This is a genomic window from Enterococcus raffinosus (genome assembly GCF_019175485.1).
GTDB classification, from domain to species: Bacteria; Bacillota; Bacilli; order Lactobacillales; family Enterococcaceae; genus Enterococcus_A; species Enterococcus_A raffinosus.
This window is the reverse complement of sequence record NZ_CP072888.1, coordinates 1,441,781-1,455,165: the sequence shown is the minus strand read 5'-3', so window position 1 is coordinate 1,455,165 and position 13,385 is coordinate 1,441,781. Positions and strand designations below refer to the sequence as shown.

Sequence of the window (13,385 nt, the reverse complement as noted above, 5' to 3'; positions counted from 1 at the left end):
GAAGTCGTTCTATTGGTATCTGAGTCCAGCAATCATCCCTTCAATTGCTAACTCATTAAATAACTGAACATCCAGAAGCGTCTTAGGCATCTTCACTACATATTTCGAATTCTTTACCAATGTCATTTGCCCTTTTGAAAGGTTTGGTTGATTCTCTGACAAAAAATAGTGTTCATCGCTAAAGAGTTCAGGAGCCTCTAAATAAACTGCTGTCGTCATATCCCAGTTACAAAAACTACTGAAATGAAACACTCTCTCATTCCAGATTATCCAGTTCTTTAGGGTGTCCTTTAGCCAAGTCATACTTTCCTTTTTTAGCATACCTGCTGCACGTTCGAAAAAGTGTTTCAGATCATTTTTTGAGAAAAATGCTGCCGCAGTCATATGACCATTCATGATGGTTATCGTTGCTTGGCTTAGCAAAACTTTTCGAGTAGCATCAGGATCACATGAAAAATTCAATTCGGATACCGCTTGTTGGTTCACTATTAAAGGTTCAGTTGTCCCGCCCATCAGCACGACTTCTTGTACCTTGGCAAAAAAATCTGAATCTATTTTTTGTGCTTCGGCTAAATTTGTCAACGCTCCGGTCGCGACGATTGTCACCTCATTTGGAAAACGATTAACTTGTTCTACTAGAAAAGCCGCAGCGAGATTGTTTTCTTTACTTCCTGAGAAAAAGTCAAAAGACAAGCCTAACTGTTCTTTCATTTCCTTTGTCATCTTATTGACTTCTTCGATACTCCCATTACCGTAAGTCAAAGTAACCCCCAGCAGTTCGACATGGGGTGCTCCTAAAAGATACAGGAGCGTTAACCCATCATCTACATCACGATCTATTAGTCCAAAAGTATTATCGCAATCAAAAATAATTTTTCTCATTCTAACAACCCTCTATTTTCTGTTAGCCAACGTTTGAAATAGTAATTCTCCTCTTTTAAGTCATGGCGCATCTCCTTCAGGTCGCTAGGAAAATCAACGTCCTGCAACTGGTTTAGCAATGCTACATCAAAATCGGTCAATCGTTTTAATGTCTCCGTCAACACTTTGCTTTTCCCCCAAGCCATTGTTGTTTCAAAGATTGGTGCTAAGTTGATCCCTTTAGTACAGCCCACCAAATAATACCCGCCATCTTGGGAAGGTCCCAGCACAACCTCCTTCATCTGATCGAACGCCGAAATTATTATTTCTGCAGTCAAATTCGGAATATCACTGCCTGTGAGGATCACTTTCTCATATCCTTTTTCTCTAACAAATTGTATGGCGTGATTCATCCGCTCACCGATCGTGTGGCCGACTTGCGAAAAAGTGGAGAAACTTGCGGGCAGTTCTGCGAGTAAATTTGACGGATCTCCTTCATCTGAATAAGCCAGATAAAGGTCTATCCCTCTATTATTCAGTTCAGCGAATTTCAAAAAGCTGTCTTGCAACATCTGTAGTTGAACCTGACAGGCTTCTTCACCGGTAAGCAATGTTTGCAAACGTGTTTTTACCTTATAAGGTACTGGAACTCGCGTAAATAAAATATAAGCATACTTATTCAAAAACCTGCTCCTTTAATGCTTGACGTAAAAAGTCCTCTTCTAAATAACTGGATACCTTGTCGAAAATCTCTTGATTTTTCAGCTCCTTTGTATCCGCTTGGTAGCTATGAAACGCCATCGCTGACCAAGCAAGAGCTCGTAACATCAAATAGGGGTGATAGATCTTTAGAGCTTCCTTAAAATTAACTGGATCAATTCCTGTCACCTCAAGATAACTAGATAGAAACAAATCCTTCTCCATTGGAGTCAAAACCAAATTACTTCGCCAAAGAGTGGTGGTTGAAGCTAAAAATTGCGAAATATCCTGCACTGGATGGCTGATCACGGGTTTTTCCCAATCAATCAAATACCCTTTTTCTCCAATAATAAAATTGTGTGAGTTTACTTCCGTATTATTGATACACCAGTGATCTAATTCAATAAAATAGCGCTGCTGTTCGACATTTTTTTCACAGCGATTTAGTGCCTCAGCGAATAACTTTTGTGCCTGTAATGGGACAAATTCACTAGTGAAAACGTACTCTAATAAGTAGCGACACTCATTGATGCGAGCGGATAAAATCGTTTCTTTTTCGTTTACAAAGAGTTTTTCAGCAGGTTCATCTATTGGTTGCTGATGGATCTCACCAAAAATATGCGCGGCTTCTTTTAAATCTTTCCGATAATTTAAAGGCTGACCGGCTAAATATTCCATAATCAGTAATCCTTGATTAAAGGTTTGACGGCTATCATCTAAATAATATGCTATCGGTGTTCTTCCTGTACGTTCTAGCCATTTCAAAGCTTGGTATTCATATTGGATTTGATTTTCCAACTGTAGTTGACTGCCATAATTGAGTCGAAAGACATAGCTTGTTTTCCCATCGGAGATCAGAAAATTTTGATTGTATTCTCCCTGAGCTAAAAATTCAATTTTATACGGCTCTTCCAAGTCCAACTTTTTTATTAGTGCCTGATCGTTTAAGTAACGGCGAATTTTATTAAGCATGAACGACTCCTTTTCATTTGTAGTAAAGCTTCACCAGTTTTTCTGGTGGCATTCCCATCACATAGAGGATTTTGATTTTATGCATCTTTAGATGTGTGCGAAGTTTTCCTTTGCTAAAGCGGCGACTGGAGGTCGTAAGTGAAAGAGGTAATGGATAAAACTCTCCCAACCGCTTCAATTGTCGACTTAGTTTCCAATCCTCCATCAATGGAATGGCTTCAAACTTTCCTGCCTGTTCGTAGAATTTCCTTGTCGTAAACAATCCTTGGTCACCAAAGATCAACCCCAAATGGCGTGCTCGTAGATTTGACGTAACAGCTAAATATCGATAAAACAGCTCTGACGAATCAAAGGCCAATTTGAAAAATCCAGCACTAAATCTTTCGTCATTCAATGCTGCTTGAATCTGCTCTAACAATTTGGGATATGTCTCGAATCGACTATCACTATGTAAAAACCACAAAATATCACCTGTACTTCTTTCCGCGCCATAGTTCAATTGCGCGCCGCGATTGGCATTCTCCAACTGATAAACGATCGCCGTCTTTTTTGCGATTGCAACGGTTTGATCTTGGCTTCCTCCATCTACGACGATCACTTCATAAGGAACCGTCCCCTCTAATTGGGTCAATTGATGCAATAAACGTGAGAGGTTCTTCTCTTCATTTAACACAGGGATAATAATTGAGATCATCGAGGCATCACCTGCAGATCATCATTGAATTTTAAGAATATTTGTCGTTGGTCGATTATTTTTTTTGATAAGTTTGTAAAAATGCAGCTTGTGTTTCCGATTTTCACCTGCGTACGCTGCCCATTCGGTGTCCACTCGTGATGTTCTACTAAAGCTGGCACCCCTGCTTCACAAACTTCTATTTCTGCACCATACGGTATAAAAAGCGATGCCGCTCCTTGAATATTCGTCGGGTTTCGAACGGTTAAATGCGTATTTTCTAAGGTAAAAATATGATCGCTGACAACTCCAGGAATGAAATTATTCTCCCCAATTGATTTAGCTACTTTTTTATTTCTCGGATAAAAATATATTTCTTGAGGCGTCCCGATTTGTTGAATCTTTCCATCAAGCAGTAGTATCATGCGATCAGCTAATTGAAAAGCTTCATCCCGATCATGAGTAACCAAGATCACGCTAAAGCAATAGGTCTTTTGCAGCCGACGTAAATACTCACGCATCGCTCCCTTTAAATGACTGTCTAGATTAGCGAAAGGCTCGTCTAGCAGTAACAGTTTGGGTTCTAAAACAATGGCTCTAGCTAAGGCTACTCGCTGCTTTTGACCGCCAGACAGTTCATCAGGAAACTGTTTCTCTAATCCTTTTAAATCAAACGCTGCTAGTATGTTATTAATTTTTTCTCTGATTCTTTCTTTTGAAAACTTTCTCGCCTTCAGCCCAAAAGCGATATTGTCTACCACATTCATATGAGGAAAGAGCCAAAAATCCTGAAAGACCAAAACAGTATTTTCCTGCGAATATCCTTCGGAAAAAATAATTTTTCCTTTATTAACTGGCTGAATGCCAGCAATCATTTTAAGCAGGCTAGTCTTTCCTACTCCTGATGGACCAAAAAGAGCGACAATCTCGCCATCATTGATCTCAAAAGAAAGCTCATCTAGTATTCTTTTTTTCCCATAAGAGAGCTGAACTTCGCTAACGTTTAGTCCCACGATGAATTCCTCCAATAACTAATTTCAATAAGCAGACACCCAACATAGTACAGACTAAAAAGACTAGGCTATAGGATGAAGCAAGACTAAAACGTCCATTATTCGCATAAGGAAGCAATAGCAAAGGCAAGGTGACAATTTTGCCGCCGCCTATAAAAAACGTTGGCAAATATTGACTAAAGGATACGATAAAAACTAGGCTTCCCGAAGCAATCACCCCTGGACGTAGTAAAGGCCAAGTGACTTGCCAAAAAATCACCCAAGGCTTCGCACCTAACGTTTGTCCCGTTAAGTGATAACCTTCCCCTAACTGACGATAACTTTCTAATAAGATTTGCATGGCATAAGGCAAACATAAATAGGTATGAATCAAAACAATTCCTATAAAGGTACCTGTCAAATGCAGCTGTAAGAATAAAACTTGACTAGAGGTGATAATGGCTATGGCGGGTAAAATCAAGGGTAAATAAATAATAATTTCAATGAATCCATGAGAAAGCTTTTTCTGAAAAGCAAAATATCGAGCCGCAAGCAGGGCAATACAGATACTTATCAAAGTGGTAATGATAGCAATAACAAAACTATTGATAACTGCCGGCCAAAAATTCGGTTCACGAAGCATTTGGCTAAAAGCTTTCACAGTCAAGCCTTGTGGCAAAATTGCCGGATACATCCAATGGTCACTAACAGACCAGATCACTAAAAGGACAATGGGCAACAGCACCAGAACAGCCGAAAATAATAGAAGCAGATAGGATTTTCTCGTTGAAGTTAGCACGATTTTTTTCTCCCTCCCGGCAAGAGACGACTAATGAGTAGTCCGCTTCCTGATACTGCTAGGCAGATTCCCGACATGACTAAATTTAAAGCAAAGGCCTGTGGGCGAGTGGTTAAGTCGGCTTGAGTAAATAAATCATAAGCGGTCAAAGCCACTGGTTGATTTGTCGGATTTCCTAATAAATAAGGCACTTCAAAAGAAGCAAAAGTGAAACAAAATAAGATAATAAACAAGGTTATCAGCGTTTTTTGAAGCATTGGCAGGATGACTGTGAAAAAGATTCGGGTCTTAGAAGCACCTAAGTTTCTTGCCACTTCAATGTAGCCCAATTGTAACTGTTGTAAAATTGCTAATGTGGTTACCGCAACATAGGGAATCTCTTTATATAGAAACACTAAAATGATCCCGATCCCGCCAGCATCATGGATTAATAAGGGAAATTGGTTGATTTCATCAATTACACCGATTTGAAATAATCCTCGAGAAATGATCCCCGATTGACTAATCAGCTGCATCACCATTAACGCAACAATGATATGAGGTAGCGAGATCGGCAGACTGATGATTTTATGCAACCAAGGGCTTTTCACTTTCAATAGTAGAAAGGCTATCGCTAGTCCAAATAGCAATGACAAAAAAGTCGCAGTCAGCGCTAAGTAGCAGCTGTAACCTAGCGACTTTTGGAAAAAAGGATCACTTAAAACTTGCTGATAATTGGTTAAACTGATTTTTTCAAGTCCAATTAGCGGATAATAGCCTAAACTAATTTGTATCCCTTTAAACAGTGCCGCAAAAATCACAACACTGTTTAATAAGAAAAAAGGGATGACTAATAATCTATTTTTATTCATTTAAAACATGCTCTTTCCACAGCGATTCAATGATTGGAATTTTTTCTGCTTGCACCTCAGGTATTTGCTTTTCCTGCATTTCTTCAAGTGATAGAACACCTTGGTTTTTGTACAAATCCGTCAGCTTTTGATTTGTTTCTTCTGAAAGTTTGTCCGGATCAAATGGTGGGATGCTGTATCCATATTTCGCCTCTGCCTTTTTCAGCTGAGCAGATTCACTTGTCATTTCATTGATCAAAAGCAATGCTCCTGCTTTGACTTTCGAAGTATTAGCAATGGCCAAATAACTTTGATTGGCAATCGTTCCTTTATCGAATAAGAAGGATTCTGTTGATTGCTTGAACTCATTGTCACTGCGTTTTTGAGCTACATGCATTTGAGAATAGCTATAGCTCATGTCGATTTGACCAGCCGCAAACATTTGGTCCAGCTCCGCAGTGGTGGTTGGATAAGTTTTCCCTTCTTGCCACAAATAGGGCTTGATTTCATTTAAATAGTCTAAGCCTGGTTTGATGACCTTATACAACTCTTCTTTCGTTGCTCCTGCCGCTTCAACTTTATCATAACCCACAATATCACAGATAATGTTGCGAACAAAAGCACTGCCGGTAAATTCAGGCGGCGCGGTATACGTGATCTTACCTGGGTTTTCCTTGGCATAGGCTAATAGGGCTTGAGTATCTGTAGGAAATCCATTCTTAAATGTCTCTTTGTCGCCAGCGAAGACTAATTGGGCACTGCCGTAAGGAACTTCATAGCCATTGATTTTAACTCCGAAATCATACTGCGAATTATGACCATCAATGTCCATTAGTTTTTCAAAGCTCTCAATGTTTTTGGCAATGGGTCCATAAAGCAGCTTCGCTTGTTTTGCGGTATAGAAATTTTCGCCATTGATCCAAATGACATCAATGTCTCCAGTTTTAGTACCGGCTTCCTTTTCAGTAGTCAGCTTATTCAAAATCTGATCAATGTCCATCGGCACACGTTTGACTGTGATATCATATTTTTCCTTCATTGCCGGCGTAACTACCTCATCTACCCATGCATTGGCTTTTTCGTCACCGCCAAACCCGTAAAAGGTCACTGTTTCACCTTTTCCTTGTTTTTCGGCATCAGAGAAGCTGGTGATTTTTTCTTCTGTTTTCGCTTCTTTTGTTTCATTTGTTTTACAGGCTGCTAAGGAAAAAAGCACCCCTAGCGTTAACAAACCCGTTAACCATTTCTTCATTATTCTCTCCTATGCTTTTGTTACTATTTTTTTTGACTGATACCGATTTTTCCACGCTCGCAAAGGATTGGCTAATGGATGTGTCTCACTCTTATCGCTCTGATGGACCACATCACCAAATATCAAATCTAATAAATGCCAAGCTTGACCGCCACCTAAAATCATTGCCGAAGTACAACTGGCACAATACGTGACAATGTGATCTGTCTTGAAATCCTGCACACGTTTTTCAGCGAAATCTTTTGCTAAATCTGGATTTGAAACCCCGCACATGCCTCCCATTCCGCAACATAAAGTATTCTTTCCAGACAGACGATTGCTTGCCACCTGATAGCCTAATTGTTCTAATAAAAATCGTACTGCTTGGTGAATCTCCGTCACTTCTTTTGTAGGACAGGAATCTTGAACAGAGAAAACGACATCACTGTTGTTCGCCTTACCGATCATCTCTTGTGGCAACCCCAGTTCCGCCATCTTTACCCATAGTGAAATAGTGGGAAACTGGTTTTGGATCGCCATTGTTTTGATGCAGCCTTGACAAGCAACAATCAATTGATCGATTTCAGCCTGATGAACTTGTTCTGTCAGGTGACCGAAGCGGTCTTGAAACAGTTGCTCCTGACCAATCATGCGTGTTGGTTTTCCGCAGCATCCTTGTATGACCGCAAGATCAGGGTAAAATCCTTTTAAGTAATCGATAATCAATTTTATTTGCTTTGGGTTGCTTGAGCTCAATGAACATCCTGCCATAAAGCCGTATCTCATTTTTGGTCCCCTCGATTCACTGCTGTAAATAATTTACTGGTGGAAAGTCTTTGATGCATCTCCACACTTTTTAGCTGTTTTAGTGGCAAGCCTTCTCTGATCAAATCTTGACGCATAGCTAAAAAAGCCTCATCTAATTTCAATTGTAGTGGACACACGACTGTGCAGCGTCCGCACAACATACACGAATAAGGAATGATTGGATCCAGCCCTTCTTCCAAAAATTGTTGAAATAATTTTTGCGGATCTTCACAGTATCTTTGTAAAAAGAGACAGTCCTTCATGCAGCGTTTACAGCTTATACAATTTTCTGCTATCAATTGAGCCATCTCAATGGTTCTTTCTGAGTAATCCATCTGACTAGCCCCTTTTCAAGAATACAATGATGAGCTGTACCATAAATCCAAAAAATAGAAGACCGCTCACCAAATAATAGATGGGCGTCGTATTCAAAGTGAATACGAGCTGCCAAACTAGAAAAAATAATCCTATAGCAATTAAAAGAATACTTTCGAAATTTCTCCTTTTTAAAGTCACTAAGACAGCGATCACTACCAGCAAGGCCGGCAGCAAAAATAACATGCTGCCAAATGTGCTGGCCTCAACCTTATGGGAATAAAATGAGACATTTCGCATAAAGCCTAGATGATTTTTGTAGAGATCGTCAACCAAATAAACGACATAGAGCAGTCCCAGTTGGATTAAATGCAATAAATATCGAAGAAGTTTCATTAGTTCAAGATTTTCACTTTATCTTCGTCTCGAGGATCGCCAACCTGAACAGGGTATTTACTTGGATCTTTTTGGTGTGCTTTATCCCAGTCATACCAGCCGCCATCGAACAATTTGACATCTTTCCAGCCTTCTTGCTTCGTGATAAAGAACGCAGTAGCCGCGCGCCAGCCTGTTCCACAATAGAAGGCGACTTCTTTATCTGGTGTGATTCCCCATTTTTTCCACGCCGCAAAAATTTTCGTCGGCTCCTTTACTGTGCCGTCATTGTTCATTAGTTGGGCTACATCCGCACTAGTTTTACTTGATTTGGCGTAAACTGCCCCTTCTGGTTCCCCAGCATTTTCAATGTAATCATAGCCGCTTGTTTTTCCTGTGAACTCTTTCCATGAACGAATACTTGCAAGAACTAAGTCAGGATTTTTTTCTTTGGCTGCTAATACATCTGCTGACGTTGAAATTAAGCTCTCAGGACGTCCTGGAACCTCAGCGCCAAAATCTTTAGCTGCTGTAGCTTCTTCATTGCCTTTTTCTACTTTGTAATCCGCTTTTTCCCAAGCCTTCAATCCGCCATCCAGAATCTTCACATTATCGACACCTAGCCAGTAGGCCACAAAAGCCACACGAGCTGCTGCGTTAATATCGCTTGAATACACCACTACTGGTGTTGTTTTCGTAACGCCACGCTTTAAGAACACTTCTTTACATGTTTCAGCGTCCAAGATATTCCAGTTGTTTTCTTCTGTTTCAATTTCCATCGTATCAATGTGAAGCGCTCCTGGAATGTGCGCTTTTTTATAATCTTTTCCTTCACCATAAGAAGCTTCAATTACGACCGTTTTATCGTCCTCTTTCATTTGCTTCTTTAGCCACTTTGCATCGACAAAGAAATCATCGTCCTTGATCTCTTTGCTTTTGACTAAACGTTGAACTTTAGTCTTTTTTTCGGCTGCATGAACCTCTTCTGTTTTTGAATAGACTACTAACGCTGTTAAAAGTAGACAGCTGATTACTGCGAAAATTTTTTTCATTGTGATACTCCTTCAAAGTTTATTTTTTCACTTGAAACGTTTTCAGCAATAACAATTATTTCTTTTGAACACAACAAAAAAACATACCGAAATAAGTATGTTTCCTCGCTGAGACTATTTTTTTGCGCGCCTAATAGCCCTTTTAGCAGGTCGCAAAAAAAGTTGAGCGGAGGAAAATGAATTGTTCTGCTAGCTTAGAAACTCTAAGTAATGATTGATTTCACAGTCAAAGCTGATAGTTCTTAAGCATGAGAACACCCCCTACCTCCCAATTTTGAAACCGGGCTCTTTTCCCTTCCGAGTATATCGAAACCCTATTAGATTATCAAGGGCATTTTAACTAAAAAAAACAAAAATTTTTTTTGTGAAGGAATGGTTTTTATTTAGAATTTATTCTTATTGTTTGAATCAGTATAAAGTGGTTTTTCCATTCATTATCCGCTAAAATTAGCTTAACAATTAAAAGAAGGAAGGTTGTTTTATGAGTATTTTTGATGGACTAATGGGAAATGCCAGTCAACACAATAACAAAACGGTTGAAGAGAAATTAGTGGATGTCTTAATTGCTGGGTAAACGGTGTCTCTTGCGTTTAAACTGGTTCGTGATTTGATCGTTTTCACTGATTTTCGTTTAATTTTAGTGGATAAGCAGGGAATGACCGGTAAGAAAGTTGAATACAAATCTATTCCTTATCGTTCTATTTCACGCTTTTCTGTAGAAACCAGCGGACATTTCGATTTAGATGCAGAATTAAAGATTTGGATCTCTAGCGGAGAACTACCAGCGGAGACGATTCAATTTCGTAAGGATAAAAATATTGTTGCGGTTCAAAAAGCATTGGCTTTGGCGTTGTCAAAATAAAACAGGACAAGATTTGAACATTTTGTTCAAGCTCTTGTCCTGTTTTTCTCCCCTAGTGAAGCTCTAGTGTTTTTCCCCTTTATTCTCTTCATTTTGCCTGTAATCTCCTTTAAAGTATTGCTTAAATACTTATTTTTCGATTGTGACAGATCACTTATCTTTCCTTCACTTTATCGACGTTTTCAATCCATTGCTCAAGGTTATTATAGCCATCATTTTTGATATAATCATATTCCCCATCTATGATCTCATCAAACCAAAGCAATTCACCATTGGCTTTTTTTCCAACGATTTTTACGACGGATTGACTGATTGATGTCTTCTGGCTCAAGTTTTTTACTTTTCCAATTTTTAGAGCAATGATGGCGTTCCCACGTTCATAGCTTTTTTCAATTTCGTATTGGACATACTCTGAATCTAGCGTTTCACTACCGATTAATACGACTGTTACAGATGTTCCTGCTAATTGCTTATCTATCCATCGCCTGATACTCTCCTCTCCGTCGCGCTTGATTCGCTCAAATTCACCTTTGTTTATAAAACCAGATTCTTCATTTTCCTTTAAAGCCCAATTATTTTTTACAACTAGCGCCCTTGACAAATCATTTTCATAGTAAAAACTAAAGAAAACCCTTCTTGCCATAAAACTACCTCCCTAACTTTTTCATTCCTCGGATTCTTTTAACAACATATTGACATGTCCCAAAAAATCTGAATTCAAATTTCTCTATTCATTATATAATACCCGCATCAAGCAATGGCTCCAATTTTTTTATAATAGATGTTTTTATGGAGAACAAGCGTTTTACTCTTGTCTGAAAAGAGTTAAAAACTTCGCTAGCTTTTGCTTTTCCTACATGATACGATTTTAATGAAAAAGAAAATGGAGGTTTTATTATGTTGGATAAGTCCGTTCCTTTTATTCCATTTACAATGTTTCGCCCTTCAGATGCACCGCCATTACCAGAAATTCAACTACCGAAAGATTACCGTATCGTTTTTTATCAACCGGGGGATGAAAAAGAGTGGTGCAAGATAGAAACCGCTGTTTTAGAGTTTGAGACAGAAAAAGACGCCATGGATTATTTTCAGCGCTCATTTGCTCCTTATCAGGACGAATTAAAAAAAAGGATGCTCTTTGTTGAAAATGCCGAAGGGAAAAAGGTGGGGACCTTTACTGCTTGGTGGACAGATGATCATTCTCCGCGTCTTCATTGGTTAGGGGTTCTTCCAGAGGAGCAGAGAAAAGGTTTAGCCAAAGCCTTAGCTATTCGTGTCACCCAATTACTGCACGAGTATTATCCTCACCAGGATCTTTACTTGAATACACAGACTTGGAGTCATCATGCGGTGAAGCTCTATGAAAAGTTGAACTATCAGATTTTTCAAAATCAAAATTATCAAAAAATTTTAGACGTTCTAAAGGAAGCAAACCAACCCCTGAAAGAATAATCGACAAAAAAGCCATAAAACAGCTCGGCTTTTAGCTGTTTTATGGCTTCGTTCATTTGTTATTCTGCACTTAATGCAGCCATCGTAATGTAATTATATGGCTGGTTGAAGTGTGGCAAGAAGAAAATATCTAATAATTTTAATTTATCAATCGTGACCTGTTCTTCAATTGCCAGTGAGAACATATGGATCACACCGGAGATGTCTTCAGTGGAGGCTAATTGTGCCCCAACCACGCGGCGAGAATCTGTTTCATAAACAATTCTAATTTTAACATTGGCATTGTGCTTCATGAAACCAGGGCGTTGCAGATCCTCAAAGTCCGTATATTTCACGTCAATACCATTTTTCTCTGCCGCTTCCACAGACAAGCCGGTCGAAACCATGTGCAGACCAAAAATTGAAATACCATTTGAACCTTGTACGCCTGTTGATTCCAGCCCAACACCGCCGACATTATAACCGGCAACAATCCCCGAACGAACAGCGTTGGTTGCTAGTGCGATATACGTCGTAGCTTGCAGCGCATTTGAATAAATCGTCGCACAATCTCCTACTGCGTAAACATCTGGATCACTTGTTTGTTGATGACGATCCACCAGATACGCACCGTTCTTGAACAGCTCTAGATGCTCTTTACCCAATTCGTTGTTTGGCAGGAACCCAATGGCATTGATAACTAAGTCTACCTTGTATTCGCCCTTGTCTGTCACAATCGCTTCAACTTTTCCATCGCCCTTATATTCCGTTGCTAATTCACCGAAATGAAGCTCGATTTCGTGCTCTTTCAAAACGGCATCCATATCATCGGTGAACCATTTATCATAGTAGCTTGGTAACGAGCGTGTCATCGCATCAAAAAGCAAAACATTTTTTCCACGACGTTTCGCCGCTTCGGCGATTTCTACACCAATATACCCAGCACCAATAACCGCAACATTATTAATCCCGTCGGTGCTTAACAGCTGATCAACCGCTTGTCCATCCTGGAATCGTTTTAAGAAATGAATGTTCTCCAAATCTCGACCAGGAACCTTTGGAGAAATTGGCACAGAGCCCGTTGCCAAAATCAATTTATCATAAGCTTCGACAAAGTTTTCTCCTGCTTTTGTTGAACAATGAACTTCTTTTTTATCATAATCAATTCGATCAACGGTTGTTTCCATAAAGATTTTAGCGCCTTTAGCTTCAAAATCTTCTCGTTTTGTATAAAATAAATTTTCATAAGAATCGATTTGTCTCCCTACCCACAAGGCAGTTCCGCAGCCTAAATAGCTGAGATTATTATTGCGATCAATCATTACTACTTCTTGGTCCTCAAAATTGTCCAAAAGTGTGTTTGCCGCAGCGATCCCAGCATGGTTTGTTCCTACTATTACCGTTTTTGTCATACATTTTCCCCCTTGAGTTTGCAATCGTTTTCAATACATAATAATTGTAGCATACTTCACATGGAGATTTCATC

Annotated in this window: 14 protein-coding genes and 1 pseudogene; 2 read left to right on the top strand and 13 right to left on the bottom strand. The window is 39.4% G+C overall.

Annotated features, from left to right (window positions below):
- Window positions 1–9: 9 nt before the first annotated feature.
- The 11 genes from J9537_RS07160 to J9537_RS07110 form a co-directional block, all read right to left on the bottom strand.
- Window positions 10–882, bottom strand: a complete 873-nt coding sequence (locus J9537_RS07160; protein WP_218257252.1) for a nucleoside hydrolase — start codon at window positions 880–882, stop codon at window positions 10–12.
- Window positions 879–1,544 carry a TIGR04282 family arsenosugar biosynthesis glycosyltransferase gene (locus J9537_RS07155; RefSeq protein WP_218257251.1) on the bottom strand — a complete coding sequence of 222 codons (666 nt, stop codon included), beginning with the start codon at window positions 1,542–1,544 and terminating at the stop codon, window positions 879–881. The genes J9537_RS07160 and J9537_RS07155 overlap by 4 nt, the downstream gene beginning before the upstream one ends.
- A complete protein-coding gene (locus tag J9537_RS07150; RefSeq protein WP_218257250.1) occupies window positions 1,537–2,532 on the bottom strand; it encodes an aminoglycoside phosphotransferase family protein in 996 nt (331 codons plus the stop codon). The genes J9537_RS07155 and J9537_RS07150 overlap by 8 nt, the downstream gene beginning before the upstream one ends.
- A 13-nt stretch (window positions 2,533–2,545) precedes the next feature.
- Window positions 2,546–3,226 (bottom strand): TIGR04283 family arsenosugar biosynthesis glycosyltransferase, encoded by a 681-nt coding sequence (locus J9537_RS07145; RefSeq protein ID WP_218257249.1) that lies wholly within the window; start codon window positions 3,224–3,226, stop codon window positions 2,546–2,548.
- Window positions 3,223–4,218, bottom strand: a complete 996-nt coding sequence (locus tag J9537_RS07140) for an ABC transporter ATP-binding protein (RefSeq protein ID WP_218257248.1) — start codon at window positions 4,216–4,218, stop codon at window positions 3,223–3,225. The genes J9537_RS07145 and J9537_RS07140 overlap by 4 nt, the downstream gene beginning before the upstream one ends.
- Window positions 4,202–4,996: an ABC transporter permease gene (locus J9537_RS07135; protein WP_218257247.1), complete on the bottom strand. Its 795-nt coding sequence runs from the start codon at window positions 4,994–4,996 to the stop codon at window positions 4,202–4,204. The genes J9537_RS07140 and J9537_RS07135 overlap by 17 nt, the downstream gene beginning before the upstream one ends.
- Window positions 4,990–5,847 (bottom strand): ABC transporter permease, encoded by an 858-nt coding sequence (locus J9537_RS07130; RefSeq protein ID WP_218257246.1) that lies wholly within the window; start codon window positions 5,845–5,847, stop codon window positions 4,990–4,992. Before J9537_RS07130 ends, J9537_RS07135 begins: the two co-directional genes overlap by 7 nt.
- Window positions 5,840–7,078, bottom strand: coding sequence for an ABC transporter substrate-binding protein (locus tag J9537_RS07125; protein WP_218257245.1), 1,239 nt, complete (start codon window positions 7,076–7,078; stop codon window positions 5,840–5,842). The genes J9537_RS07130 and J9537_RS07125 overlap by 8 nt, the downstream gene beginning before the upstream one ends.
- Window positions 7,079–7,087: 9 nt before the next feature.
- Window positions 7,088–7,843: a heterodisulfide reductase-related iron-sulfur binding cluster gene (locus tag J9537_RS07120; protein ID WP_218257244.1), complete on the bottom strand. Its 756-nt coding sequence runs from the start codon at window positions 7,841–7,843 to the stop codon at window positions 7,088–7,090.
- Window positions 7,840–8,199: a 4Fe-4S dicluster domain-containing protein gene (locus J9537_RS07115; protein ID WP_218257243.1), complete on the bottom strand. Its 360-nt coding sequence runs from the start codon at window positions 8,197–8,199 to the stop codon at window positions 7,840–7,842. The genes J9537_RS07120 and J9537_RS07115 overlap by 4 nt, the downstream gene beginning before the upstream one ends.
- A gap of 375 nt (window positions 8,200–8,574) precedes the next feature.
- Window positions 8,575–9,606 carry a sulfurtransferase gene (locus tag J9537_RS07110; RefSeq protein ID WP_218257242.1) on the bottom strand — a complete coding sequence of 344 codons (1,032 nt, stop codon included), beginning with the start codon at window positions 9,604–9,606 and terminating at the stop codon, window positions 8,575–8,577.
- A 481-nt stretch (window positions 9,607–10,087) separates the two neighbouring features.
- Between J9537_RS07110 and J9537_RS07105 the strand changes: the two are divergent.
- A pseudogene (locus J9537_RS07105) lies at window positions 10,088–10,468 on the top strand (PH domain-containing protein).
- A 154-nt stretch (window positions 10,469–10,622) separates the two neighbouring features.
- Here the strand turns inward: J9537_RS07105 and J9537_RS07100 are convergent.
- Entirely contained in the window at window positions 10,623–11,111 is a 489-nt protein-coding gene (locus J9537_RS07100) for a TIR domain-containing protein (protein ID WP_010744716.1), read from the bottom strand.
- 254 nt (window positions 11,112–11,365) lie between these two features.
- Between J9537_RS07100 and J9537_RS07095 the strand changes: the two genes are divergently transcribed.
- Window positions 11,366–11,920, top strand: a complete 555-nt coding sequence (locus tag J9537_RS07095) for a GNAT family N-acetyltransferase (protein ID WP_218257241.1) — start codon at window positions 11,366–11,368, stop codon at window positions 11,918–11,920.
- A gap of 59 nt (window positions 11,921–11,979) precedes the next feature.
- Here the strand turns inward: J9537_RS07095 and nox are convergent, their stop codons facing one another.
- Window positions 11,980–13,311 carry a H2O-forming NADH oxidase gene (gene nox / locus J9537_RS07090; protein WP_218257240.1) on the bottom strand — a complete coding sequence of 444 codons (1,332 nt, stop codon included), beginning with the start codon at window positions 13,309–13,311 and terminating at the stop codon, window positions 11,980–11,982.
- Window positions 13,312–13,385 lie beyond the last annotated feature (74 nt).

What these genes read in the sequence shown, in the direction of transcription:
- J9537_RS07160 (WP_218257252.1), bottom strand. Translation starts at nt 882, where the DNA reads ATGAGAAAAATTATTTTTGATTGCGATAATACTTTTGGACTAATAGAT.
- J9537_RS07150 (WP_218257250.1), bottom strand. Translation starts at nt 2,532, where the DNA reads ATGCTTAATAAAATTCGCCGTTACTTAAACGATCAGGCACTAATAAAA.
- J9537_RS07145 (WP_218257249.1), bottom strand. Translation starts at nt 3,226, where the DNA reads ATGATCTCAATTATTATCCCTGTGTTAAATGAAGAGAAGAACCTCTCA.
- J9537_RS07130 (WP_218257246.1), bottom strand. Translation starts at nt 5,847, where the DNA reads ATGAATAAAAATAGATTATTAGTCATCCCTTTTTTCTTATTAAACAGT.
- J9537_RS07125 (WP_218257245.1), bottom strand. Translation starts at nt 7,078, where the DNA reads ATGAAGAAATGGTTAACGGGTTTGTTAACGCTAGGGGTGCTTTTTTCC.
- J9537_RS07120 (WP_218257244.1), bottom strand. Translation starts at nt 7,843, where the DNA reads ATGAGATACGGCTTTATGGCAGGATGTTCATTGAGCTCAAGCAACCCA.
- J9537_RS07115 (WP_218257243.1), bottom strand. Translation starts at nt 8,199, where the DNA reads ATGGATTACTCAGAAAGAACCATTGAGATGGCTCAATTGATAGCAGAA.
- J9537_RS07110 (WP_218257242.1), bottom strand. Translation starts at nt 9,606, where the DNA reads ATGAAAAAAATTTTCGCAGTAATCAGCTGTCTACTTTTAACAGCGTTA.
- J9537_RS07100 (WP_010744716.1), bottom strand. Translation starts at nt 11,111, where the DNA reads ATGGCAAGAAGGGTTTTCTTTAGTTTTTACTATGAAAATGATTTGTCA.
- J9537_RS07095 (WP_218257241.1), top strand. Translation starts at nt 11,366, where the DNA reads ATGTTGGATAAGTCCGTTCCTTTTATTCCATTTACAATGTTTCGCCCT.
- nox (WP_218257240.1), bottom strand. Translation starts at nt 13,311, where the DNA reads ATGACAAAAACGGTAATAGTAGGAACAAACCATGCTGGGATCGCTGCG.